This is a genomic window from Actinoallomurus oryzae (assembly GCF_039541955.1).
Taxonomy (GTDB): Bacteria; Actinomycetota; Actinomycetes; order Streptosporangiales; family Streptosporangiaceae; genus Actinoallomurus; species Actinoallomurus oryzae.
This window is the reverse complement of record NZ_BAABHF010000059.1, coordinates 1-23087: the sequence shown is the minus strand read 5'-3', so window position 1 is coordinate 23087 and position 23087 is coordinate 1. Positions and strand designations below refer to the sequence as shown.

The following is a 23087-nucleotide window of genomic DNA, read 5'->3' as shown; positions in this document are numbered from 1 at the left end:
CGTTTGAGTCAGGGAGCGGCCGGCTTCGACGTATTCGTCAGCTATGCCCATGATGACGACCCGCAGCTCATCCAGCGGCTGGTCGAGGAGCTCCAGGAGACGTTCGCCGCGATCGCCGGTCGCCGGCTCACCGTCTTCCTCGACCAGGACGGGATTCCGACCGCGCAGCGCTGGCAGCGGACCATCACCGGCGCCCTGCGCACGAGCTCGGTGATGATCGCCGTCCTCACCGAGCGGTACCTGATCTCGGACTGGTGCGCGCGGGAGTATGAGTTCTTCGTCCGGGCCGAGCGGGACCACTCGCTCGAGGAGGGCTCGGCGCGCTCGGTCCCGCGGATCTTCCCGGTCATGCCCGCCGGTTCCCCGGCCGAGGAGGGCCTGACCGCGGAGCAGCGGCGACGGCGGCTGGATGTGAACGAGCGCCAGGGGATCGACCTCGCGGGGCTGGCGGGCGCGGAGTTCACCCGGGAGGTGACCCGGCTGGCGCGCGACATCCACGACGCGCTCGTCCGGCTGAACGGCGCCTCGCCGGCCGTGCTCGCGCCGGCCGGCGACGAGGAGACCGAGCACCCGCAAGTCACCTCCGGCTACGTGGGCGAGGGCGACCGGTTCGTCTCGCTGCTCGCCGAGGCCGTGAACGTCACCGTCGTGGGCTGGACCAACACCAGCCTCGCCGAGTCGCTGGAGGCCGCGCTAAAACGGAAGCGGTCCCGGCACGGAAGCCACGCCTTCTGGCGTTCGCTGCGCATCGTCTTCCTGGAGGACGGCCTGCTGGAGCTGGTCCGCGACGAGCACGACGCGCAGTTCCCCGACAAGGAGACGGCGCTGCGGCGCCGCCGGCAGAACGCCGGCTACGGGCGGCGGTCCCTGTCGGCGTTCCTGCAGAAGGAGAACCAGCCGCACCGGCTGACGCTGCACGAGTACGGGCACATCCCGCCCTTCACCGGGACGCTGTTCGACATGCCCGACGGGCGCCGCGTCGTGCAGATGGTGATCCGCCCGCCGCGGCGCAGTGCCTCCGACCACCTCATGCTGGAGTTCGCCGACCGCACCGACCAGTACTTCGGCGCCGCGTTCAACGACATCGTCGACCTCAGCACCAAGTACGACGAGGTGCTGCCCATCGGCGAGCCGGATGACGACGACATCTTCCAGATCACCGAGGCCCGGTTCGGCAACCGCGTCCTGCAGCGCGGCTCCGGCGCGACGGGCTGGCTGCCGCTCGTCCTCGTCGTCACCTGGTGGGAGTCGCGGGGCGCGGCCGTGCCGCTGCTGCAGTTCCGCACCTCGCGCAATGCCGAGCGCGAGCTCGACCACCTGTCCCACCCCGCCGGCTACATCACGCAGGAGGACTACCGGCGGCTGGAGGAGCACGCCGGGGTCGGGACCTTCCCCCTGCCGCCGCACGCGCCGATGGTCGCCGCCCGCCGCCGGATCGCGCTGGAGCTCGGCGCGGACCTGTCGCAGGGGGTCACGTTCGCGCGGAACATGCGCTACTACCACCACGCCAAGGAGCACCTGTTCTACTGGGTGTTCGACTGCCGGCTGCCGGCGCGGTTCCAGTTTCCGGCCGACGCCGAGATGCGCCCGTACACCCTGGAGGAGCTCCTGGCGATCCGGGAGAACCAGGCCGTGGAGTACGCCCTGCGGCTGTGCCGCGACCACCACGCGTCCCGGCGGGACGTCGAACGCATGGCGCGGCTGTCCGCGGACAACCTGATCGTGCACGGCCACGAGGAGCCGGCCGCCGCGCTCCTGGACGCCGTGCGCGGCGAGGGAACGGCCGAGACGGCGGCGCTCCAGGCGGAGCTGACCACGCTCGCCGAGCGGACCCGCCGCACCTACCGCACGGGCGTGGGGGAGCGGCCGGTCCTCGGCCTGTCCGGCCTGGAGTACCGGGAGTTCTTCACCGGTATCCTGCCGCTGTACGTTCGGCTCGGCGTACCGGGCGCGGTCGAGTACCTCGAGGGGCTGGAGGCCGACGCGACGCGCTACGCCGCCGTCGAGCGGCTGGCCGCGACCTACGCCGACGCCGCCGTGATGACCGAACTCCCGCTGGAGACCTGAGTTGACGACCGGCCTGCCGACCGGATGCCCGCGCGTGGCGGTCACCGGCCACCGCGACCTCACCGAGCGGACCGCGCGCCTGGTGTCGTCCGCCATCCACGAGGCCCTCGAGCCGTACGGCCCGGACCTGGTCGGCGTCTCCTGTCTGGCCCCCGGCGCGGACCAGATCTTCGCCCGCGCCGTACTGGGGCTCGGCGGCCGGCTGCACGCGGTCGTCGCGGCGAACGGCTACCGCGCCACGCTCCCGCCGGACGCGCGCCGGGCCTACGACGCGCTCCTGAGCCGGGCCGAGAGGGTCGACACACTGCCGTTCGACCTGCCGATCCCGGCCTCGTACGCGGCGGCCAACGAGCTGATGCTGCGGGGCGCGGACCGGCTGATCGCCGTGTGGGACGGCCGCCCCGCCCACGGTCGCGGCGGCACCGCCGAGGCCGTGGAGCAGGCCCGCCGCCGGGCGATCCGCGTCGAGGTCATGTGGCCTCGCGGCGCGCTGCGGCGAGCGGCGGCCGGAGCGCCGTGCTGAGCCGGGCGAGCCGACGACGGCCCTCGCCTCTCCCCCGCGTTTGAATGCAGTTCGCCCGTTACGGAACTCACGGGGGAGAGGCGAGGACTACTGGTTTCCACCGTCACGGACGCCTTCGGTGTCACAGGTTCCCGAGGGCGCCCGCCACGGAATCGGCCTCGTCCTGCGCGATCTTCTTCGTGGGGCTCGTCCCGATGAGCTTCCGCGGTCGGACGGACGGAACGCCCACCTTGACCGTTGATTTGTCCCGCGGGGTGTGACTCTTCGGTTTCCCGGGCGGCGTCTCCGTCTCCTGCGACGGCCGTTCGCTGCGCCCGGCCTCCGGTGTGGGGTGCGAGGCCGCCGCCGTGCGTGGAGTCGGGCTCGTGCTCGGACGTGGGCTCGGGCTCGGAGGCGGGCTCAGGCTCGGGCCGTAGCGGCCCGTCGTACGGCCTGACCCGGCCGGGGCGCCGGTACGCCCGGGGTACCCGGTCCTCGCGGGTCCACGCGAGTGCCCGGTGGCCGCCACGGCGACGCCCCCGGCGAGCAGCAGCACGAGGGCGGCCGCGGCCGCCTTCAGCCCGGCGAGCGCACGGATCCGGCGCGGGCCCGGGGACGGGAGCGAACGCGCCTCGCGGAACGCCGCGACGGCCGCCTCCTCACCGTCCGGCTCCCGTACCGGGCGCGCGGACGCCGCGGCGAGCAGCGCGGTGAGCCCCGGCGGTCCGGCGGGTTCTCCGCGGAGCATCCGCTCGGCGGTGTCGGGGTCGAGACCGGGATCGTTCATCGCGGGAGCTCCAGGTCGTTGATGAGACGCTCGAGACGGCGCAGCCCGCGGTGCGCCGCCGTCCGTACGGCTCCGGGGCGCTTGCCGACGAGCCGCGCGACGGCCTTGGAGTCCAGGCCGACGACGACGCGCAGCACGATGATCTCAGCCTGGTCGCGGGGCAGGCGGGCGATCAGCGCCAGGGCCGCCCGGGTGGACAGCGAGTCCAGCGCCGCCGTCTCGGTGTCGTCGGGCGCGGGCGGGTCGGGGAACTCGGCGACCGGCGCCTGCTCGACCGGACGGCGCCGGCGACGGCGAAGATGGTCGAGCGCACGGTGGCGGGCGATGGTCGCCGTCCAGGCGCGGAAGCCCTCGGCGTCGCCGTCGAAGACGGTGATGTCCCGGGCGATGCGCAGCCACGCCTCGGAGGTGACGTCTTCGGCGTCGTCGCCGACCAGCGTGCGCACGTAGCGCAGCAGCCGAGGGTGGAACTGCCGGTAGAGCGTGCGGAAGGCGTCCTCGTCCCCCTCGCGGGCGGCCCGGAGAGCCGTGTCGAGATCCTCCGGACCCGCCACCGGCCAAGGCGGGTGATCGAGCTCCTCTGCGTGACTCACCCGGGACATGATGCGGCATATGAGAGGTACGCCCCAAGCCGTCGCCGACGAACGGGTGCGCACGGGGCGGACGCTCGTGGAGCGGGCGGTCCGTGGGGCTGGAATAGTGGTCACCCGCCGGCCCCACGTGAAGCGGGACATCGGACGAGGTGCGCCGGTCCGACCGCAGCAGACGTTCGATGGAGCGCAGCAGTGACCTCTCTTCCTCCCCACCGGGTCCTCGTCGTCCGCAACGCGGAGCGGAGCCCGCTCGGCCGGCTCCTTCCCTGGTGGGAGGCTGACGGGCTGCACATGGTCGAGGTGACGGGCGACGCGGTCCCCGCCGCGCCGGACGGCTACGACGCGGTGGTCCTGCTCGGCGGCGGCCTCCTGCCCGATGACGACGAACGCGCCCCGTGGCTGGCGGCCGAGCGCGAGCTGACGCGGAACGCGGTGGCGCGCGGCGTCCCGCTGCTGGGCATCTGCCTGGGCGCCCAGGTGCTGGCCATGGTCGCGGGCGGCGTGGTCCGCGGCGATCACGGCCGTCCGGAGCGCGGTTCGTGCCGCGTCTCGCTGCGCCGCGAGGCCGACGGGGACCCGCTGTTCGCCGGGCTGCCGGATCGGCTCCGTTTCATCCAGAACCACCGCGACCAGATCACCGGGCTCCCGCCGGACGCCGTCCTGCTGGCCGAGAGCGACGCCTGCCCGATCCAGGCGTTCCGCGTGGGGGAGCGGGCCTGGGGCGTGCAGTTCCATCCGGAGGCGGGAGCCGACCGGCTCGACCGGTGGGACGAGGCCGCCCTCGCCGATGCCGGCCTGGACCTGCGCGTCCTCCGCGCCGAGGCCGAGCGGGCCGAGCCGGAGTCGTCCCGGCACGCGCGGCGCCTCGCGTCCAACTTCGCCACACTCGTGCGCGAGACCCCGCGCACCTCCGCCGCCCGCGCGAACCTGCCCGGCTGACCCGCCGCTCGCCCTACGGCGCCGGACCGCCGGCGCGCTCTCCCATCGGCAGAAGGTTGCTTGAGGCAACCAAGCGCGATTATCGTTGCTCCAGGCAATCAAGTGCCGTAACGGTGGGAGAGGAGCGATGGTGACCGCGGTAGCGTCCGGGCGGCGGGAGCAGGAGTCCGATTCGGCGGCACCGATGTCGCATCGGCAGATCATGGAGGCGCTGTCCGGGCTGCTGCTCGGCCTGTTCGTGGCGATCCTGTCGTCGACCGTCGTGTCCAACGCCCTGCCCACCATCATCGCCGACCTCGACGCGGGCCAGACCACCTACACCTGGGTCATCACCGCGACGCTGCTGGCGACCACGATCACGACGCCCATCTGGGGCAAGCTCGCGGACCTGACGAGCAAGAAGGTGCTGGTCCAGCTCGGGCTGCTCGTGTTCGTCGCCGGATCGGCCTTCGCGGGCCTCGCGCAGAACCCCGCCATGCTCATCACGGCCCGCGTCGTGCAGGGCGTCGGCGCCGGCGGCCTGACCGCCCTGGCGCAGGTGATCATGGCCGTGATGATCGCGCCGCGGGAACGCGGTCGCTACTCCGGTTACATCGGCGCCGTGTTCGCGCTCGCCACCATCGGCGGCCCGCTCATCGGCGGCGTGATCGTCGACACCTCCTGGCTGGGCTGGCGCTGGTGCTTCTACGTCGGCGTGCCGTTCGCCGTCCTCGCACTGATCGTCCTGCAGAAGACGCTCCACCTCCCGGCGCGGAGGCGTCAGGTGAAGGTCGACTGGGCGGGCGCCACGCTGATCGCCGCCTCGACCTCCCTCGTGCTGGTGTGGGTGTCGTTCGCCGGCCACGACTACGACCGGCTGTCCTGGCAGACCGCCCTCATGCTCTGCGGCGCGGTGGTCCTGGCGCTCCTGTTCCTGCTCGTGGAGCGGCGCGCGAGCGAGCCGATCCTGCCGCTGCGGCTGTTCCGCATCCGCACCGTGAGCCTGGCGGTGGTGGCCAGCCTCCTCGTCGGCGTCGCGATGTTCGGCGCGACGACGTTCCTCAGCCAGTACTTCCAGCTCGCCCGGGGCGCGAGCCCGACCCGCGCCGGTCTCATGACCCTTCCGATGATTTTCGGTCTGGCGGTGGCCTCGACCGTGGCCGGGCGCATCATCACCAGGACCGGGCGCTGGAAGGGCATCCTCGTGCTGGGAGGCCTCTTCCTGTCCGGCGGCTATGACCTGATGAGCACGCTGCGGCACGACACGCCGTACTGGCGGGCCGCGGTCTTCATGGCCTTCGTCGGCATCGGCCTCGGCATGGTGATGCAGAACCTCGTGCTGTCGGTGCAGAACCAGGTCCGCCCGCAGGAGCTCGGCGCCGCCAGCTCGGTCGTGGCCTTCTTCCGCACGCTCGGCGGCGCGGTCGGCGTGTCGGCGTTGGGCGCGGTGCTGTCCGGCCGGGTCGCGCACTACACCGCGCAGGGCCTGGCCGGCATCGGCGCGCGCGGCACGGGCACCGGCGGCGACTCCATCCCCCGGCTTTCCGCGCTCCCTCCGCAGATCAGGCCGATCGTGGAGGACGCGTTCGGCCACGGCATCGGCAACGTGTTCGCCTACGCGTCACCGTTCGCGGTCCTCGCGCTGATCACTATCCTGTTCATCAAGGAGGTGCCGCTGCGCACCGCGAACACCGGCACCGCCGAGACCGCCGCGGCTCCGGCCGCGAGAGCGGCGTACCGGCCCGCGCACGCCGCGCCGAATCGTACGCCCGAGACCACGCACGCGGCGCCGAATCGTACGCCCGAGACCGCGTACGCCGCGCCGAGCCGTGCGCCGGACACCGGGAACGTCATCCACGGGACCGTGCGCGACGCCGCCGGCGTCCCGGTCGCACGCGCCGCGCTCACGCTCATCGACGCCAGCGGCCGCCAGGTCGGCCGTGCCACCGCCGGGGCCGACGGCCGGTACACGCTCACGGCACCTGGGCGCGGCGGCTACGTCCTGATCGCGTCGGCGGGCGAGCACGACCCGTGCGCGGTCCCCGTCGACGTCGGCGACCGGCCCGCGCGGCTCGACGTGGCGCTCGCCGGTTCCGGCGGGCTCGCCGGCACGGTCCACGACGCGGACGGCGCACCGGCGCGCGAGGCGCTGGTCATCCTCACCGACGCGCGTGGCGAGGTCGTCGCGACCGGCACGACCGGCGGCGACGGCGCCTACGCCTTCGCCCGGCCGGCGCCCGGGCCGTACACCCTCACGGTCGGGGCGGGCGCGCACCGGCCGGTCGCGGTGCCGGTCGAGGTCGGCGACGGGCGGACCCGGCAGGACGTCACGCTGCCGCCCACCGCCCGGCTGCGGGGGGTCGTCCGTGCCGACGGGCGCGGGCCGCTCGCCGACGCCCGCGTCACGCTGCACGACGCCGCCGGCAACGTGGTCGGCGTCGCGACGACCGGCCCGGACGGGGAGTACGCCTTCGGCGATCTGACCGGCGGCCGGTACACCCTCACGACCTCCGCCTATCCGCCGGTGACCAGCCCGGTCGTCGTCGACGGCCGGGGCGAGGACACGCACGACGTGTGGCTCGGCCGCCCCGGGCGATGACACACGGCGGTCCGGTGAACAGGGCCGTTCGCGCCGGCGCTAAGGTGACGCGTGGATAATCCTCGCCGGCGGCAAGCATCCGGACGAGGCGAGAAGACGGTGATGACGATCGCGGCCGACCACGAGACCTACGACGCCGTCGAGCACGAGCTCGGCGTCCTCCTGCGCCGCGCGCGTGCGCTGTCGGTCGGCATGATGCGTGAGGTCCACCAGGGGCTCGACCCGGCGGCGTACGGCCTGCTCCTGGGCCTGTACGACCGCGCGCCGGTGCGGCCGAGCGACCTCGCGGCCTACTTCGGCGTGGGCAAGGCGACGATCAGCCGCCAGCTGAGGGCGCTGGAGGATCTGGGTCTCGTCGAACGCCGCGCCGATCCCTGCGACGGGCGTGCCCACCTGCTCGCGCTCACGAGCGAGGGGCGGCGCCGGATGGACGCCGTACGCGTCGCGCGCCGGGAGCGCTTCTACGCGCTGCTCGACACCTGGCCGGAGGAGGACGTGCGCACCCTGGCCACGATGCTGGCGCGCTTCAACCAGCTGGCCCAGGAGAACGGCACTCCCGCACGCTCCCGTCCGGCGGGGAGTGACGAGGGCCTGCCCCAGAGTCCCCGTCCGTAGCGAACGGCAGGCGGTGCCCCGAGAGAACCGCCGCATCGGCTCCGCACAGCGGCACGGTCTCGAAGGACGGCTCAGCTCACGCCGGTGCGGTGAACGGGACACACGCCCGACCGCGCCAGCCGGCGGGCCGGACAGCGGTGGAACCAGCGCGACCACGGCGCGCGCGGCAACTGCCCGACGAACAGGGCGTCGCCGTGCTCGGCGCGTGCGATCTGCGCGAGGCATCGGTCCGGACGGCCTGAGACGACCTTGAACCGCCAGGACCGGCCCGTCGGGTCGAGGGTCTGGACGCACTGGAGCCAGGCGTCGATCTCCCGGCTGTCGCGGCACTCGCGGCTGATCGCCACGGCGCCCGGCGCGAGGAACGCCGTCATCTCGCACATGCCGGGCAGAGAGCGGACGTGGACGCATAGGATGCGCGCGTCGACCTGCGCTGCCTGGTCGGCGGCCTCGCGGAGCGCGGCGAGCCCGGAGTCGGTGCCGTCCACGCCCACGATGAAGAGCGGTCTGTTCCGCGAGCCCCGGACAGCGCTGTCCGAGCCGTCGGGTCCGAATGAGTGATCCATCACCGTCCTGACTCCTTACCGCCGTTCCATAGTACGCTATATAAATCGGTGAGCGGGGGATGAAGCGTGGAGCTTTTCGATGAATTCGTCGATGCTGTCCTGGACCTGATGCGCACGGCGCGGCGTACGGGTGGCGCCGCCCACACCGTCCGGGGAGACGGTGTCTCGGTGCCGCAGCTCGTCGTCCTCGCCGCGGTCGACGTCGCGGGCGGGCAGGGAGTCACCGCCGTCGCGGAGCGCGCGGGGCTCGCGCAGCCCACGGTGACCCGTGCGCTGGCGGCGCTGGAGCGCCGGAGCCTGGTGCTCCGCACGCCGCACGCCAGTGACGGCCGGACCACGTCCCTGGCGCTGACCCCCGGGGGCAAGGCGGTGCTGGAGGAGACGATGCGGAACGTCGTCGCACGCTTCGGCGAGCTGTGGGAGTCGCTGGCGGAGGACCAGCGCGAGCACGCGGTGCGGCTCATCCGCAGCCTCTCGCGGATCACGGCCGAACTCACCTGACCCGCCTCGTGCGGCGCCTGGCATGGGTCCGGGCGGTCTCTCAGCCGTCGGGCGGGTCGGGACGGGGAGGGCCGCCGGCGTGGGGGCGGATGAGCAGATGGTCGAACGACCCGTGCTTCATCGCCTCGATGAGGCCCTTCACCTGGGCCTTGGTGAAGATCAGCACCGGGCCGTCGGGGTGCCGGGAGTTGCGCATGGCGATCTGCTCGCCGGGCAGCGCGGCGAGCTCGACGCAGTTGCCCTGCGGGCTGCTGACCGGGCTCTTGTGCCAGTGGGCGTCGGGCAGGTCGCCGGCGGACATGCCGTAAGGGAGCGGGCTCAATAGTCGTCCATGATGCGGTTGATGATGTCGACCGACTCGTCGGGGGAGGCGCTGATGATCGACAGGCGCTCCATCGCGAGCAGGTAGGCATCGACCTCCTCGCGTTTGTCCAGGTACAGCGCGTTCGTGAGCTGTTCGACGTAGATGACGTCGGTCATCTGCGGATCGGGGAAGCGGAGGATGGAGAATCCGTTCAGCGCGGTGTGCCCCCCGGCGGCGAACGGGGTGACCTGCAGGGTCAGGTTCGGCAGCTTGGTGGCGGCCACGAGCTCTTCGAGTTGGTGGCGCATGACGCCGGCGCCGCCGAGCGGCCGGCGCAGCGCGGCCTCGTCGATGATCGCCCACAGCCGGAGCGCGCCGTCGCGGAAGCGTCGCTGGCGGTCGCGCCGGAGCGTGACCCGCCGGTCGACCTCCTCGGCGCGGAAACCGTCCAGGGCGATCACCGCGGCGGCGTAGTCGGAGCTCTGCAGCAGGCCGGGGATGTAGTGCGACTCGTACGTCCGGATGCGCTGCGCGGCGTTCTCCAGACCGACGTAGGCCTGGAACCAGCCGGGCAGGACGTCGTTGTAGCTGTGCCACCAGCCGGGCTGGTTGGCGCGCCGGGCCAGCGACAGCAGGTCCTCGCGGATGGTCTCGTCGCCGACGCCGTACAGGAAGAGGAGTTCGGCGACGTCCTCCTGCTTGAACGCGTTACGGCCTCGCTCCATCCGGCTGATCTTCGACTCCGACGCACCGATCTCGTGTGCGGCCTGCTGGGGCGTGACGTCGGCGAGTTCACGAAGGCGGCGGAGTTCGGCGCCGAGGAGAATGCGCAGGACCACGGGTCCCGAGCCGGAAATGTTCATTACGGCCACCCTAAAAAGAGGCGTACGGCCAGAGCCGGTTCCGTGCCGCGGTGGCCGCGCGATTGGGTCCGAACATTATGCGTCCGGATCGGCCGATGTGGTTGCGGATGCAATTGCACGGCGGAATGATATCTCGACAACGGGGTCGCCGTCCTGACCCTGGAGTCAAACACCGAGGACTTTCGATGGTCGGAACACCGGTGACCCGGGCGGAGGTCGTCTGCCCGGAATTCGGGTTGATCATGGATCACCCCGATGGCGAGGATGATCCAGATATATCCCTGCATATAACGACTCGTCCGGGTGACGATGTGACGATCGCGCTGGGCGACGATCTCACCTGGGTGAAGTTCGCTCGCGATCGCACGGCCGCCGTCATGAACGCCTGGGGGCTCGGCGGGCACATCCCCGCCGCGACCCTGGTCGTGTCCGAGCTGGTGACCAACGCGCTCCGTCACGCCCTGCCGTCCGTCGAGGTCCGGCCGCATCCCCCCGTCCTCCTGCGGCTGGTCCGACGTCGCCGGTCGGTCGTGTGCCTGGTCGCCGACCCGAGCGACCGGCCGCCCGTGCTCGCCGAGGCCGACTTCGCCGCCGAGACGGGCCGCGGCCTGTACCTCGTGGCCGCCCACAGCCGCCGATGGGACTGGGCGCCGAGGCGCGATCGGCCGGGCAAATGGGTCTGGGCCCTGTTACCACCCCCGCCCGATGCGTCACGATGACAGAATCAGCCTTTTCTTCCCCGCCTTGGCAACAAGGGAGGCTCGATGTCGAGTACCCGGCCGTCGGACGTGTTCCGGCCCGACATCCCCAGCCCCGCACGCATGTACGACTATTATCTCGGCGGACGTGATCATTACCCGGCCGACCGCGAGGCCGCCGAAAAGGTGATCGCGGCCATGCCGAAAGGGCTCGTCCGCGGCGCCGCGCGGCAAAACCGCCGGTTTCTCGGCCGTGCCGTGCGGTATCTCGCCGCCGAAGCCGGAATTCGCCAGTTCCTCGACATCGGTGCCGGCCTGCCGACCATGGGATCGGTGCACGAGATCGCGAAAGACATCGCGCCGGAAAGCCGCATCGTCTACGTCGACAACGACCCGACCGTCATCGCCCACGGCCGGGAGATGCTGCAGGGAGTCGACCAGACCGCCATCGTCCAGCACGACCTCCGGGAACCCGAGAAGATCCTCGGTGACGAGTGGCTGCGGCGGACGCTGGACTTCGACCGGCCGGTCGCCGTGCTCCTCGTGGCGATCCTCCACTTCCTCTCCGACGAGGAGGACCCGCGCCGGGTCATCGACACGCTGCTCGCGCCCCTTCCCTCCGGCAGCCACCTCGTCGTCTCCCACGCGACCGCCGACAGCTTCCCCGAGCTGGACGAGGCGATCCAGGTCTACCGCAAGGCCACCGAGACCGCGTACAACCGCACGCGCGAGGAGGTCGCCGCCCTCCTGGAGGGGCTGCCGCTCGTCGAGCCGGGACTCGTCTGGCTGCCCCAGTGGCGCCCGGACGCCGACACGGGCCTCGTGAACGACCCCGGCCGGTCGGTCTGCTACGCCGCCGTCGCCCGCAAGCCCTGACGCCGGAGCCGGTGCCCGGTGCCCCGGGCCGTCTCTCAGCGCAGGCTCGGAGGCGCGGCGGCCAGCGCGATCAGTTCGGCGAGCTCGGCGATGCGGTCCGGGTCATCCGGCAGTCGGCTGGTGGCGATGCGCAGGTGCGGGGCGGCGGCGGCCACCTGGTAGCGGCTGCCGGGTACCGCGGCGACGCCGTGCGCGGCGAGCGTGACCAGGGCCGCGGACTCCTCGGTGACCGGCACCCACAGCATCAGGCCGTCGTGGTTGCCCGTGGGCACGCCGCGTTCGGCCAGCGCGCCGGCCAGGGCCTCGCGGCGCCGGGCGTACGCCTCGCGGGCGCGGGCGACCGACTGCCGCGCCCCGGGGTCGGTGAGCAGCCAGGCCAGGGCGTCCTGCAGGATGCGACTGGTCCACCCGGTGCCGTAGCTGCGCAGCACCCGCACCTTCTCGATGGTCTCGCCGGCGCCGCCGATCACGGCGACGCGCAGGTCGGGGCCGTGTGACTTGGAGTAGGACCGCACCAGCACCGTACGTCCGGGCAGGTGTTCGCCGAGAGTGACCGCCGGCGCGGTCGACACCTCGCCGATGCCGTCGTCCTCGACCGCGAGGGTGCCGGTGGGGGCCAGCAGCGCGGCCAGCTCCGCCGCGCGGGCCGGGCTGAGCGTGTGTCCGCACGGGGTCTGACCGCGCGGCTGGTAGACGAACGCCGCCGGGTTGGTCCGCAGTGCGCGGGCCAGCGAGGAGGGGATCGGCCCGTCCCGGTCGCAGGCGACCGGCACGACCTCCGCGCCCAGCGCCTCGAAGATGTCCAGCAGCCGGGCGCCGGTCGGATCCTCGACGGCGATGCGGTCGCCGGGCAGCGCCAGAGTCTGGCAGACGAGCTGCACGCCCTCGTACCCGCCGCCGACCACGAGCCAGCGCTCCGCCGCGAACGGCCAGGTCGGCTCGACCGCCTCCCGCAGCCGCCCGGTGATCGTCTCGCGCGCGTAGTCGTTCAGCCGCTCGGTGCGGGCGGCGGCGGCGAGCGCGTCGTCCAGGCGCGGCAGGAGCGCGGGGTCGGGCGCGGCGATGGCCAGGTCGACGGCGAGCCGGCTCCCGAACTCCCCGATCCGTTCGTAGCGCGCGGGCCGCGGGACGCTGGGCGGCCCGATGACGACGGTGCCGCGCCGTCGCTGCGCGCTGACCACCCGGTGGCGGCGCAGAGTCGACCACGCCTCGGCCACCGTCGCCGGGCTCACCCCGAGCTCGGCGGCGAGCCCGCGCACGGTCGGCAGGCGGGAGCCCGCGGCGATGTCGCCGCGCCGGATCAGGCCGGTCAGGGCCGAGGCGATGCCCCGCGCGCTGCGCTCGCCGATGTGCCCGGCGAGCCAGCTCGCCTCGACCGTGGACTCACCCATGTTCCCCCGACCTCACGGATTTCTTTGTGCAGTAACAAAACACCCATTGTACTCACGGTTGGCTGAACATAAGGTCGGTCGTCATTACGGCCAATCCGAAACGGAGTGTTGTGTCGGTTCCACGCATTCGCCTCGCCCTGCGGGACTGGGACCATCTCGTCCCGCTCGTCACCGGCCAGGTCCGCCCCCGCGGCTTCGAGCTGGAGATCGAGTCCCGCGCCGTCACCCCGGACGTTCTGCGTGAACCCGGGCTCGACGGCGGCGAGACCTCCTTCAGCCGGTACGCCCTGGGGCGCGGCGACGGCGACGGCCGGCTGACCGGTCTGCCGATCTTCGTGATGCGTGGGTTCCGCCACCGCTGCGTCCTCGTACGCCGGGACAGCGGCCTGACCACAGCCAAGGAGCTGGCCGGGGCGCGGATCGGGCTGACCGGCTGGCCCGACTCGGGCAACACCTGGACGCGGGCGATCCTGCGCTCGGCCGGCGTCGACCTGAGCGACATCGCCTGGACGGTCGGCCCGCTGACGGCGGGGGAGACCGGCAAGGACCGCGTCGGCCCCCGCCCGCTGCCGGCCAACGTCACGGTGACCGAAGAGCCGCTGGTGGACGGGCTCGCGGGTGGCCGCTACGACGCGATCTTCACGCCGTTCATGCCGGAGGAGATGTTCACCTCCGGCGGCCGTTTCCGCCACCTGTACGACGACCACCGCGGTGCCGAGCTCGACTACTTCGGCCGGACCGGCTTCGTGCCGGGCATCCACCTGCTGGCGCTGCGCAGCGAGGTGGTCGACGAGCACCCGTGGCTGCCGTCGGCGCTGGAGGAGGCGTTCGAGGAGTCCAAGCGGCACTGGCTGGCGCGGCGGCGGCACCTGGCCGACACGACGCCCTGGCTGCTGGCCGAGCTGGAGGCCGGCACGCGGATCTTCGGCTCGGACTGGATGCCCTACGGCGCCGCAGCCAACGCCGCGATGACCGCGGCCTTCTGCACCGAGCTGCATGAGCAGGGCATCGCCCCGCACCCGATCGACCCCGAGGAGCTGTTCGCATGAGGATCGCCGTGGCCCAGTTCGCCTCCACCGAGGACTGGACGGCCAACCTCAAGTCCTGCCTGGCGCTGGTGGACCAGGCCGTCGCCGGCGGCGCGGACCTGCTGGTGCTGCCCGAGGACTCACTCGCGCTGTTCATCGACGAGCCCGCCCGCATCGCCGAGGTCGCCCAGCCGCTCGACGGTCCGTTCGTGACGGCACTGGCCGAGCGCACCGCGGAGACGTCCGTCACCGTCGTGGCCGGCCTGCACGAGCCGGCCGGCGACGGGAAGGTGTTCAACACGCTCGCCGCGGTCCGGGACGGCGCGGTCGTCGCGTCGTACCGCAAGATCCATCTGTACGACGCGTTCGGGTCCCGGGAGTCCGACCGCGTCCGGCCCGGCGACGGCGAGCCCGTGGTCTTCGACTGCGCCGGATGGACCGTCGGCCTCATGACCTGCTACGACGTAAGATTCCCGGAAATCGCCCGGTTGCTGGCCGACCGCGGCGCCGAGGTGATCGCCCTCCCCGCCGCCTGGGTCCGCGGGCCGGCCAAGGAACGGCACTGGGAGGTCATGACCGTCGCCCGCGCGCTGGAGAACACCTGCTACGTCGCGGCCTCCGGCGAGTGCGGCCGGCGCAACATCGGCGCGAGCATGGTCGTGGACCCGCTCGGCACCGTCCGCGCCCGGCTCGCCGACGCGCCCGGCCTGGCCTGGGCCACCGCCGACCGCGCCGAACTCGACGAGGCCCGCCGCCGGCTCCCCGTGCTCGCCAACCGCAGATTCGCCGTCGACCCCGCGATCCGTCCCCTGGAGGAATGGTGTTGAAAGGCATCATCGCCGTACTCGCCGCGGCCCTGCTACTGGGCGCGTGCGGGAAGAACCCGCCCGAGGCCGAGGGCATCCTGGGCGGCCACAAGTCCCAGGGCGTCGACCCGGCGGACCTGCGCCAGACGACCGACCACAAGCTGCACGACCGGCTGCCGGCCAAGGTGCGCGCCGCCGGCAGGCTGATCTCGGTGAACAACGGGTCCTTCCCGCCGTACGAGATCGCCGGCTCCGACGGACGCTCGCTGAGCGGCGCCTCCGCCGACATCGCCACCGCGCTGTCCCAGCTCCTCGGCGTCAAGATCGAGCACGTCACCGTGGACGGCCTGCCCAGCGAGCTGACCGGGATCAAGGCCGGCCGGTACGACTTCGCGATCGGCCCGATCGGCGACTTCCCCGACCGCGAGGGCGCCGCGGACTTCGTCGACTGGGTGCGGGAGTTCGTGGTCTTCGCGGTGCCCAAGGGCAACCCCAAGCACATCGGCTCCATCGCCGACACCTGCGGGCTGCGGATCTCGGTGATGGCCGGCGGTTCGGCCGAGGACGTGATCAAGAAGCAGTCCAAGACGTGCACCTCCCAGGGTCGCCCCGCCGTGCAGGTGCAGTCCTACAAGGACCAGCCGACCTCCATCCTCGCCGTGCGCTCCGGCCGGGCCGACGGGTTCTTCTCCTCCCAGGCCCCGCTGACCTACTTCGTCCAGCAGTCCGGCAAGGACCTGCAACTGGCCGGCACCGGTAAGGCCAACGGCTTCGCCGACCTGTACCAGGGCGCGGTCGTCGCCAAGGGCTCGCCACTGCGCGACGTGCTCCTCGACGCCCTGCGCACCCTGGTGAAGAACGGGACCTACACCAAGGTCATGACCAAGTGGGGGCTGAGCGCCAACATCCTGGCCAAGCCCGGCGTCGACCTGGCTCCGAGAGAGGGGTGATGAGCATGACCGTCACCGACCGGCGGCCCGAGGAGGAGCGAGCGGAGGTCGACGTGGCCGGAGCCGCGCGCCCGCGGCACCCGTTGCGCTGGGTGGCCTCGCTCGTGCTGCTCGTCCTCGCGGCACAGCTCGTGCACCTGCTCGTCACCAACGACAACTTCGAGTGGCACGTGGTCGGCGAGTACGTCAACGCCTCGATCATCGGCCACGGCATCGCGATCACCCTCGAGCTCACCGTGGTCGCCATGGCGGTCGGCATCGCCGGCGGCGTCCTGCTCGCCGTCGGCCGCCTGTCGGAGAACCGCCTGCTGCGCGGCGCCTGCGGCCTGTACGTCTGGTTCTTCCGCGGTATCCCGGTGCTGGTTCAGCTCGTGTTCTGGTACAACCTGTCCGCGCTGCTGCCGAGGATCTCCTTCGGCGTGCCGTTCGGGCCGGAGTTCGTCAGCGGCGAGACCAACCACCTGATCACGCCGCTGCTGGCCGCGATCCTCGGCCTGGGCCTGAACGAGGCCGCGTACATGGCCGAGATCATCCGCGGTGGCCTGCTCGCCGTCGACCCCGGCCAGACCGAGGCCGCCCAGGCGCTGGGCATGAGCGACGCGCGCACGTTCCGGCGCGTCGTGCTGCCGCAGGCGATGCGGTTCATCGTCCCGCCCACCGGCAGCCAGGTGATCAACATGCTGAAGGCGACGTCGCTGGTCAGCGTCATCGCCCTGGCCGACCTCCTGTACACCGTCCAGTCCATCTACAACCGGACGTTCCAGACGATCCCGCTGCTCATCGTCGCCTGCCTGTGGTACCTGCTGATCACCTCGATCCTGTACGTCGGGCAGTCCTTCATCGAACGCCACTACGCTCGCGGCGCGACCCGCCAGGCGCCCCAGAGCTTCTGGGACTTCGCCCTGCTCCGCCGTCGCGCCAGGACCCCGGAGGTGCCGTCATGACGACCGCGATGGTGCGCGCCGCGGGGGTGCGCAAGAGGTTCGGGCACCTGGAGGTGCTGAACGGCATCGACCTGGACGTCGCGCCCGGCGAGGTCGTCGTCGTCCTCGGCCCCTCCGGGTCGGGCAAGTCCACCTTCCTGCGCTGCATCAACCACCTGGAGACCATCGACGGCGGCTCCATCCACGTCGACGGCGAGCTGATCGGCTTTCGCGCCGACGGCGGGCGCGTACGGCACCTGCGCAAGCGCGAGATCACCCGGCAGCGCCGGGAGATCGGGATGGTGTTCCAGCAGTTCAACCTGTTTCCGCACCTCACCGTGCTGCAGAACATCGTGGAAGCGCCCACCGGCGTACGCCGCGAGCCGTCGGCGCGGGCCCGCGAGCACGCGTCGGAGCTGCTGCGCCGGGTCGGGCTGGAGGAGAAGGCGGGCGCCTATCCCCGGCAGCTGTCCGGCGGCCAGCAGCAGCGGGTCGCGATCGCCCGTGCCCTGGCCATGCGCCCGAAGCTGATGCTGTTCGACGAGCCGACCAGCGCGCTCGACCCCGAGCTGGTCGGCGAGGTCCTGACCACGATGAAGAGCCTGGCGGACGACGGCCTCACCATGATCGTGGTGACCCACGAGATCGGCTTCGCCCGCGAGGTCGCGGACCGAGTGGTGTTCATGGACGGCGGCCTGATCGTGGAGTCCGGGCCCCCGTCGGAGGTGCTGGAGAACCCCGCCAACCCGCGGACGAAGGCCTTCCTCAGCAAGGTCCTGTGAACCGGCGGGTGCGCGTCACGCGGTGACGCACTCGATCCAGTAGCGCCCGTCGTCGTCGCGGTGGGCGCCGTGGATGTCGGTGGCGAGGTAGGGGAAGGAACGGTCGAAGTCCTCCAGAGCGCGCAGGTAGCGCATCAGCGGGCCGTCGTCGGGCCCGGTCGACTCGCCCGGTGTCAGCATCGGGATGCCGGGCGGGGTGACGACGACGGTCGCGGCGGAGACCCGGCCGGCCAGTTCGCGGAGCGGCACCCGCTCGGTCCGCGACCGGATCAGCGCCTGGTAGCAGTCGGCCGGCGTCATGCGCGGCTCGGGCAGGTCGGTGAAGACCTGGTCGAGCAGCGCGCCACGCCGGGAGTCGTGGATGCTGCCGTGGACCTGCCCGCACAGCTCCCGCAGCGTCACGCCCGACGGGCCGAACCCCGGCAGCACCTCCGCCAGCGGCACGTCGTCGTCGTGGGCGTTCTTGAAGTCGATCAGCGCGTCGATGAGCGTGCCCCACTTGCCCTTGGTGATGCCGAGCGAGAACAGCACGAGCAGGGTGTAGTCGCCGGTCTTCTCCACCACGATGCCGCGGCGCTCCAGGTAGGCGGCCACGATCCGGGCGGGCACCCCCCACTCCGTGGTGCCGCCCGCCGCCTCGGCGCCGGGACAGGTGATCGTCACCTTGATCGGGTCGAGCATGCAGTGGCCGTCGTCCAGCCCGTCGAACCCGTGCCAGGCGGCACCGGGTTCGAGTGCCCAGCAGTCGGGCCGGGTGGCCAGCAGCTCCGGATCGGCGTCCTCGAACGCGACCGTGTCGCCCGTACGGGGATCGGGCACCCGGGGCGGCTGCCAGACGCCGAAGAACCAGTCCGGGCGGGTGCCGTCGTCGCGGATGCGGGCGGCCAGCCGTGCCATCGCCTGCCGGAAGCGGACCGCCTCGACGATCGCCTCACCGGTCAGGAACGCGCCCGACGGCCCGTCCATCATCGCCGCCGCGACGTCCAGCGACGCGATCATGGGGTAGAGCGGCGAGGTGCTGGCGTGCATCAGGAACGTCTCGTTGAGCCGGTCGTGGTCCACCGGCGCGCGCGGCGAGGAGCGCACGTGCAGCATCGACGACTGTGACAGCGCGGCCAGCAGCTTGTGCGTCGACTGCGTGGCGAAGACCGTCGGCCGCGCCGGGCCGGGCAGGGTCCGCCCGTCCACCGCCATGCCGTACCGGCGCTCGTACAGCGGGTTGAACCGCGCGTAGGCGAACCACGCCTCGTCGAAGTGGACGCGCGGTACCGACGCGCCCAGCAGGCCGGCGACGCCGACCGCGTCGTAGCACAGCCCGTCGTAGGTCGAATTGGTGATCACCGCGTAGGTGGGGCCGGGCGCCGCCGCGCCGTCGGCGAACGGATGGCCCGCCAGCCGGTGGCGTACGGCGGCCGCGGAGAGGGCATGGGCGGGGATCGGCCCGGCCAGGCCGAGACCGTTGCGCTCGGGCACCAGGTAGACCGGCCGGGCGCCGGTGATGGTGAGGGAGTGCTGGATGGACTTGTGGCAGTTGCGGTCGACCAGCACCAGGTCGTCGCGGGCGATGGCGTGGTGGCCGACGACGCGGTTGGCGGTGGAGTTGCCGTTCACCACGAAGAACGTCCGCTCGGCGCCGAAGATCCGGGCGGCGTTGCGCTCGGCGTCACCGATCGGGCCGGTGTGCTCCAGGGGCGAGCCCAGCTCGGGCACGGAGATGGACAGGTCCGTGCGCAGCAGGCGTTCGCCGTAGTAGTCGAAGAACGCGCGGCCCACCGGTGACTTCAGGAACGCGACACCGCCGGCGTGGGCGGGCGTGTGCCAGGAGTAGCGGTGGCTGTCCTCCAGGTGCCGCAGCGCATCGAAGAACGGCGGCAGCATGCCCTCGGCGTACTGCTCGGCCGCGTGCGCGATGCGCCCGGCGATGAAGCCGGGAGTGTCCTCGAGCGGGAAGACGTAGCCCTGGATCACCTCGTGCACCCACAGGGGCACATCGCGCGGCTCGTGCTCGGTCGTCAGCAGGAAGACCGGCAGGCGGTGGAACCGCTTGGTCACCGCGGTCATGATCTCTTCGGCACCGGCGGCGTCCCACGCGGCCAGCACCGCCGACAGCGTCGCGTCCGACCGGATCACCGCCAGCGCGTCCGCGCTCCGGTGGGTCCAGCGGACCTGCACCCCGTGCTCGTCCATCGCCGTACGGAGGCGGCGCAACTGCTCGGCGACGGCCGAGTCCCCGTCCGGTCGTTCGTCGACGGCGATGAGAGCCACGCGCTCCATGGGAGACCTCCGGGGGTCGCTGCGGGATGCCGGGCGGCATCGATCGTGTCGAGCACTACGAAAAGTGGCTGATCTACTGCGCAATGTAACCGCGCGCTCCGGTGAACGTAAAGTGCCGGTCCGGTCGCCGACGGTGAGGGAGGCGTCAGGGGCGCTGGTGTGGCCGGTGTGGCGCTCGCCGCGGCGCCGGGCGGTCCCCGGCGGCCCGGCACCGCGTTTCATGCGGTAGGCAGGGAGGATGCGTCTTACCTGGTACGCGGCTCTACGGCAGGCGTGGCGTCCGGGGCGTGCCCTGCTGGTGATCCCGGTCGCGCTGATCGTCGCGATCGTCGCGGTGGACCTCGTGAACGGTCCCGGTGTCCATCTGGGGCCGCTGCTCATCGTGGCGCCCGCGATCACGGCCGCCTTCGCCGGTCCCGGGCTGGTCGCCCTGATCGGAGCTCTCGCCGTCGCCGGTGAGGTGTCCACCGTCCTGATCGAGGGGGCGGCCGGCGGCACCGAGAACGAGACGCACGTCGTCGCGCTCGCGGTGGTCTCGGCACTGATCGTGTTCTTCTCCATCGTCCGGGAACGGCACCGGCGCCAGCTGACCAAGGCCCGGGAGGTGGCCGAGATCGCCCAGCACGCGCTGATGCGCCCGCTCCCCGAGCGTGTCGGCCCGCTGCGCCTCGCGTCCGTCTACCTGACCGCCGAGCAGGAGGCGCGGATCGGCGGAGACCTGTACGCCGCCGCCCGGATCCGATCCGGCACGCGCCTGATCGTCGGTGACGTCCGGGGCAACGGCCTGGCGGCCATCGACACCTGCGCCCTGGTGGCCGGGGCCTTCCGCGCGGCCGCCCACCAGCGGGCCGCGCTGCCCGAACTCCTCGACTTCCTGGACAACGCCGCCTGCTTCGAGCCCACCGCGCCGGACACCGACGTCCCGGACCCCGACGAATGCTTCGTCACCGCCGTGGCCGTGGACATCCCCGACGACCGGCCGGTCGTGCACATCATCAACCGGGGGCACCCGGCACCGCTGCTGCTCAGCGGCGGCCATGTCATCGAGCTGGCGGCACGCGAGCCCGCCCTCCCGCTCGGCCTGGGCGGGCTGGCGCACGTCGGGGGGAACGTCGAGTCCTTCCCGTTCGAACGGGGCGACCTGCTCCTGCTGTACACCGACGGTCTGATCGAGGCTCGTGACGCCGGCGGACGGTTCTACCCCCTGGTCGAACGCGTCGCGGGCTGGCCGCGCACCGACCCCGCGGGCCTGATCACGCGCCTGCGCGAGGACCTCACCGCCCACGTCGACGGACGGCTGGGCGACGACGCCGCCATGATCGCGATCCAGCGGTCCGCCTGACGCCGGTGACCGGCGGGCCTACGGAGCCTCGAGCCGGAACACCGGATGCCGGGCGGCCTCGGCGGCGAACTCCTCGACCGCGGCGTCCTTGCCCACGTCGAAGTAGGCGCCGACGGAGCGCGGGTGCTCGGCCAGATACCGCTTGAGGATCGGCGCGGCCTCCGCCGCCGGCAGCTCCGTGACGGCGAACGACTCACTCGTACGGCCCCGGCTGAGCGTCACGCGGCCGGCCGCACGGGCGTTCCGCACCCAGCCGCCCGGCCCGTACGGCGCGACGAGCCAGCGGCCCTCGTCATCCTCCAGCGGAGCGACCGGTGTCGTCCGGGGGATGCCGGTCCTGCGCCCCGGCACCGTCAGCAGGTGGATCCCGGGCGGCCCGACGCCCTTGGTCAGCAGGAACGTCATGACCCGGTCGCGAAGGCGTCCGGATAACGTCGGCCGGTAGGCGCGTGCCACGGTCAGGTCTCCTCTCCCGCACCGTCGTGCGGTGGTGCCGGCGGGGGGACCACCTCACGCGTCTCCAGACTGACAGATTCGCGACGGCAGGGACAGGCACCGCGGGCGCTCGTCGTACGGGGCGGACGGCGGCGCCGGGATCAGGCGTCGGCGGCGGGATCCTCGTCGCGCGGCCGTACGGCCGGGAGGCGGGGGAGGACCATGGCCGCCAGGCCGAGCAGCACGACCGTCATCAGCCATCCGCCGGCCACGTCGGTCGGCCAGTGCACGCCGAGATAGATCCGGGTGAGCCCGACGGCGGCCGCCCACACCGCGAGAAGGGACACCGCGACCGTACGCGGCCACCCGCCGTCGCGCCGGCACAGCGCCCAGATCAGCAGCCCGGCCGCCGTCGCCGAGGTCACCGTGTGACCGGAGGGAAAGGCGAACCCGGAGACGTGGACCGCCCAGTCGGCCGCCGGAGGACGCGAGCGGCCGATGGCGGTGGCCAGCCCGAACCGCAGGAGCTGCACCACCAGCAGCACCAGCATCGCCGCGACGGCGGCCAGCGCCCGGCCGCGGGCGCCGCGCCCGGTGAGCGCCCCGGCGGCCAGCGCGAGCACGTACGGCACCACGCCGACGCCGGTGGCGGTGAGAGCGGCGGCCACCGCCCTCGCCGCGCCGGGGCGATGGCCGAGGCTCCAGCGATGCAGGGACAGGTCGGGCGGGAACGGCCGGCCGTGCCGCATCACGACGGCCGTGAACAGCGCCACGAGCAGAACGGCCGCGACCGCGACCGTGATCCTGCCCGCCCGGGCGAGAGCCGGGGCGCAGGCCGAGGGCACGGCGTCGGCGGCTCGGGTACGCATCGCTCGACACTACCGCAGACCTACTACATCGGTAGTAATGGCGACGGGCGCTCGGCAGGTGCACCTGCTCACCGGCCGCGCGTCCACGCCGGACCGGCGGTCCCGTACGGCCGGCCGACGATGACTCATCGGACTCATGCGCCCATGCACGCCCATGCCCGGCGGCACATCACATCCGCGACGAAGGGGGTGCGTATCGTTTATCTGACCGCGTAAGACGGTGTCGCATGGGGGAGCGCGGGTGCTGCCGGGCCGGGATCCGCCCGTTCGGGCCGAGACAGTCCACGAGAGTCGACAGACGCGTGTCACGCGCCTGGTCTTCTCCGATGGGCGTTCTGTTGTGGTGAAGGAGCCGTTGGGGCCGGATGCTCAGCGGCGGTTGTCGCATGAGCTGGCGG

General features: G+C 72.5%; 23 protein-coding genes. 14 read left to right on the top strand and 9 right to left on the bottom strand.

Annotation, left to right across the window (positions count from 1 at the left end; genetic code table 11):
- The first annotated feature begins 3 nt into the window (after positions 1 to 3).
- Complete coding sequence (locus ABEA10_RS45510) at positions 4 to 2067, top strand: toll/interleukin-1 receptor domain-containing protein (protein ID WP_345474938.1); 2064 nt, start codon at positions 4 to 6, stop codon at positions 2065 to 2067.
- 1 nt (position 2068) lies between these two features.
- The gene (locus tag ABEA10_RS45505) at positions 2069 to 2590 is read left to right on the top strand and encodes a hypothetical protein (RefSeq protein ID WP_345474937.1); all 522 of its coding nucleotides are present in this window, start codon (positions 2069 to 2071) and stop codon (positions 2588 to 2590) included.
- Between the two features lie 121 nt (positions 2591 to 2711).
- Here ABEA10_RS45505 and ABEA10_RS45500 read toward each other — a convergent pair whose 3' ends face one another.
- A complete protein-coding gene (locus tag ABEA10_RS45500) occupies positions 2712 to 3356 on the bottom strand; it encodes a hypothetical protein (protein ID WP_345474936.1) in 645 nt (214 codons plus the stop codon).
- Positions 3353 to 3949, bottom strand: a complete 597-nt coding sequence (locus ABEA10_RS45495) for an RNA polymerase sigma factor (protein ID WP_345474935.1) — start codon at positions 3947 to 3949, stop codon at positions 3353 to 3355. Before ABEA10_RS45495 ends, ABEA10_RS45500 begins: the two co-directional genes overlap by 4 nt.
- A 192-nt stretch (positions 3950 to 4141) precedes the next feature.
- On the opposite strand from ABEA10_RS45495, the gene ABEA10_RS45490 reads away from it, so the two are divergent.
- The 3 genes from ABEA10_RS45490 (at position 4142) to ABEA10_RS45480 (ending at position 8081) form a co-directional block, all read left to right on the top strand.
- The gene (locus tag ABEA10_RS45490; protein ID WP_345474934.1) at positions 4142 to 4888 is read left to right on the top strand and encodes a type 1 glutamine amidotransferase; all 747 of its coding nucleotides are present in this window, start codon (positions 4142 to 4144) and stop codon (positions 4886 to 4888) included.
- 130 nt (positions 4889 to 5018) lie between these two features.
- The gene (locus ABEA10_RS45485) at positions 5019 to 7466 is read left to right on the top strand and encodes an MFS transporter (protein ID WP_345474933.1); all 2448 of its coding nucleotides are present in this window, start codon (positions 5019 to 5021) and stop codon (positions 7464 to 7466) included.
- A gap of 102 nt (positions 7467 to 7568) precedes the next feature.
- Positions 7569 to 8081, top strand: a complete 513-nt coding sequence (locus ABEA10_RS45480; protein ID WP_345474932.1) for a MarR family winged helix-turn-helix transcriptional regulator — start codon at positions 7569 to 7571, stop codon at positions 8079 to 8081.
- 71 nt (positions 8082 to 8152) lie between these two features.
- On the opposite strand, the gene ABEA10_RS45475 is transcribed toward ABEA10_RS45480, so the two are convergent.
- Positions 8153 to 8647, bottom strand: a complete 495-nt coding sequence (locus ABEA10_RS45475) for a universal stress protein (RefSeq protein ID WP_345474931.1) — start codon at positions 8645 to 8647, stop codon at positions 8153 to 8155.
- A 66-nt stretch (positions 8648 to 8713) separates the two neighbouring features.
- On the opposite strand from ABEA10_RS45475, the gene ABEA10_RS45470 reads away from it, so the two are divergent.
- The gene (locus ABEA10_RS45470) at positions 8714 to 9148 is read left to right on the top strand and encodes a MarR family winged helix-turn-helix transcriptional regulator (protein ID WP_345474930.1); all 435 of its coding nucleotides are present in this window, start codon (positions 8714 to 8716) and stop codon (positions 9146 to 9148) included.
- Between the two features lie 40 nt (positions 9149 to 9188).
- Here the strand turns inward: ABEA10_RS45470 and ABEA10_RS45465 are convergent, their stop codons facing one another.
- Positions 9189 to 9470, bottom strand: a complete 282-nt coding sequence (locus ABEA10_RS45465) for a DUF397 domain-containing protein (RefSeq protein WP_345474929.1) — start codon at positions 9468 to 9470, stop codon at positions 9189 to 9191.
- Complete coding sequence (locus ABEA10_RS45460) at positions 9467 to 10315, bottom strand: helix-turn-helix domain-containing protein (RefSeq protein ID WP_345474928.1); 849 nt, start codon at positions 10313 to 10315, stop codon at positions 9467 to 9469. Before ABEA10_RS45460 ends, ABEA10_RS45465 begins: the two co-directional genes overlap by 4 nt.
- A 311-nt stretch (positions 10316 to 10626) precedes the next feature.
- Here ABEA10_RS45460 and ABEA10_RS45455 point away from each other — a divergent pair, with 311 nt between their 5' ends.
- Together ABEA10_RS45455 and ABEA10_RS45450 are read left to right on the top strand one after the other, a co-directional pair.
- Positions 10627 to 11034 (top strand): ATP-binding protein, encoded by a 408-nt coding sequence (locus tag ABEA10_RS45455; protein ID WP_345474927.1) that lies wholly within the window; start codon positions 10627 to 10629, stop codon positions 11032 to 11034.
- Positions 11035 to 11079: 45 nt separating this feature from the next.
- Entirely contained in the window at positions 11080 to 11889 is an 810-nt protein-coding gene (locus ABEA10_RS45450; protein WP_345474926.1) for an SAM-dependent methyltransferase, read from the top strand.
- Between the two features lie 35 nt (positions 11890 to 11924).
- On the opposite strand, the gene ABEA10_RS45445 is transcribed toward ABEA10_RS45450, so the two are convergent.
- A complete protein-coding gene (locus ABEA10_RS45445) occupies positions 11925 to 13280 on the bottom strand; it encodes an aminotransferase class I/II-fold pyridoxal phosphate-dependent enzyme (protein WP_345474925.1) in 1356 nt (451 codons plus the stop codon).
- A 110-nt stretch (positions 13281 to 13390) separates the two neighbouring features.
- Here ABEA10_RS45445 and ABEA10_RS45440 point away from each other — a divergent pair, with 110 nt between their 5' ends.
- From ABEA10_RS45440 to ABEA10_RS45420, 5 genes are read left to right on the top strand one after another with little or no spacing between them, the layout of a single operon-like run.
- Positions 13391 to 14329, top strand: a complete 939-nt coding sequence (locus ABEA10_RS45440) for a substrate-binding domain-containing protein (protein ID WP_345474924.1) — start codon at positions 13391 to 13393, stop codon at positions 14327 to 14329.
- Positions 14326 to 15135, top strand: coding sequence for a nitrilase-related carbon-nitrogen hydrolase (locus ABEA10_RS45435; protein ID WP_345474923.1), 810 nt, complete (start codon positions 14326 to 14328; stop codon positions 15133 to 15135). Before ABEA10_RS45440 ends, ABEA10_RS45435 begins: the two co-directional genes overlap by 4 nt.
- Positions 15132 to 16064, top strand: coding sequence for an ABC transporter substrate-binding protein (locus tag ABEA10_RS45430; RefSeq protein ID WP_345474922.1), 933 nt, complete (start codon positions 15132 to 15134; stop codon positions 16062 to 16064). Before ABEA10_RS45435 ends, ABEA10_RS45430 begins: the two co-directional genes overlap by 4 nt.
- A 5-nt stretch (positions 16065 to 16069) precedes the next feature.
- Positions 16070 to 17008: an amino acid ABC transporter permease gene (locus tag ABEA10_RS45425; protein ID WP_345474921.1), complete on the top strand. Its 939-nt coding sequence runs from the start codon at positions 16070 to 16072 to the stop codon at positions 17006 to 17008.
- Positions 17005 to 17769, top strand: a complete 765-nt coding sequence (locus tag ABEA10_RS45420) for an amino acid ABC transporter ATP-binding protein (protein WP_345474920.1) — start codon at positions 17005 to 17007, stop codon at positions 17767 to 17769. Before ABEA10_RS45425 ends, ABEA10_RS45420 begins: the two co-directional genes overlap by 4 nt.
- A 15-nt stretch (positions 17770 to 17784) precedes the next feature.
- On the opposite strand, the gene ABEA10_RS45415 is transcribed toward ABEA10_RS45420, so the two are convergent.
- Positions 17785 to 20043, bottom strand: a complete 2259-nt coding sequence (locus ABEA10_RS45415; protein ID WP_345474919.1) for an Orn/Lys/Arg family decarboxylase — start codon at positions 20041 to 20043, stop codon at positions 17785 to 17787.
- A 238-nt stretch (positions 20044 to 20281) separates the two neighbouring features.
- On the opposite strand from ABEA10_RS45415, the gene ABEA10_RS45410 reads away from it, so the two are divergent.
- Positions 20282 to 21385, top strand: a complete 1104-nt coding sequence (locus ABEA10_RS45410; protein WP_345474918.1) for a PP2C family protein-serine/threonine phosphatase — start codon at positions 20282 to 20284, stop codon at positions 21383 to 21385.
- An 18-nt stretch (positions 21386 to 21403) separates the two neighbouring features.
- Here the strand turns inward: ABEA10_RS45410 and ABEA10_RS45405 are convergent, their stop codons facing one another.
- Both ABEA10_RS45405 and ABEA10_RS45400 read right to left on the bottom strand, forming a co-directional pair.
- On the bottom strand, positions 21404 to 21841 hold the full coding sequence (locus ABEA10_RS45405) for a nitroreductase family deazaflavin-dependent oxidoreductase (protein WP_345474917.1): 438 nt from the start codon (positions 21839 to 21841) through the stop codon (positions 21404 to 21406).
- 140 nt (positions 21842 to 21981) lie between these two features.
- Positions 21982 to 22689 (bottom strand): phosphatase PAP2 family protein, encoded by a 708-nt coding sequence (locus ABEA10_RS45400; protein WP_345474916.1) that lies wholly within the window; start codon positions 22687 to 22689, stop codon positions 21982 to 21984.
- Positions 22690 to 23087 lie beyond the last annotated feature (398 nt).

Coding starts and splice junctions, on each gene's coding strand:
- ABEA10_RS45500 (WP_345474936.1), bottom strand. CDS start 3,356: ATGAACGATCCCGGTCTCGACCCCGACACCGCCGAGCGGATGCTCCGC.
- ABEA10_RS45480 (WP_345474932.1), top strand. CDS start 7,569: ATGACGATCGCGGCCGACCACGAGACCTACGACGCCGTCGAGCACGAG.
- ABEA10_RS45475 (WP_345474931.1), bottom strand. CDS start 8,647: ATGGATCACTCATTCGGACCCGACGGCTCGGACAGCGCTGTCCGGGGC.
- ABEA10_RS45460 (WP_345474928.1), bottom strand. CDS start 10,315: ATGAACATTTCCGGCTCGGGACCCGTGGTCCTGCGCATTCTCCTCGGC.
- ABEA10_RS45450 (WP_345474926.1), top strand. CDS start 11,080: ATGTCGAGTACCCGGCCGTCGGACGTGTTCCGGCCCGACATCCCCAGC.
- ABEA10_RS45445 (WP_345474925.1), bottom strand. CDS start 13,280: ATGGGTGAGTCCACGGTCGAGGCGAGCTGGCTCGCCGGGCACATCGGC.
- ABEA10_RS45435 (WP_345474923.1), top strand. CDS start 14,326: ATGAGGATCGCCGTGGCCCAGTTCGCCTCCACCGAGGACTGGACGGCC.
- ABEA10_RS45425 (WP_345474921.1), top strand. CDS start 16,070: ATGACCGTCACCGACCGGCGGCCCGAGGAGGAGCGAGCGGAGGTCGAC.
- ABEA10_RS45420 (WP_345474920.1), top strand. CDS start 17,005: ATGACGACCGCGATGGTGCGCGCCGCGGGGGTGCGCAAGAGGTTCGGG.
- ABEA10_RS45415 (WP_345474919.1), bottom strand. CDS start 20,043: ATGGAGCGCGTGGCTCTCATCGCCGTCGACGAACGACCGGACGGGGAC.
- ABEA10_RS45410 (WP_345474918.1), top strand. CDS start 20,282: ATGCGTCTTACCTGGTACGCGGCTCTACGGCAGGCGTGGCGTCCGGGG.
- ABEA10_RS45400 (WP_345474916.1), bottom strand. CDS start 22,689: ATGCGTACCCGAGCCGCCGACGCCGTGCCCTCGGCCTGCGCCCCGGCT.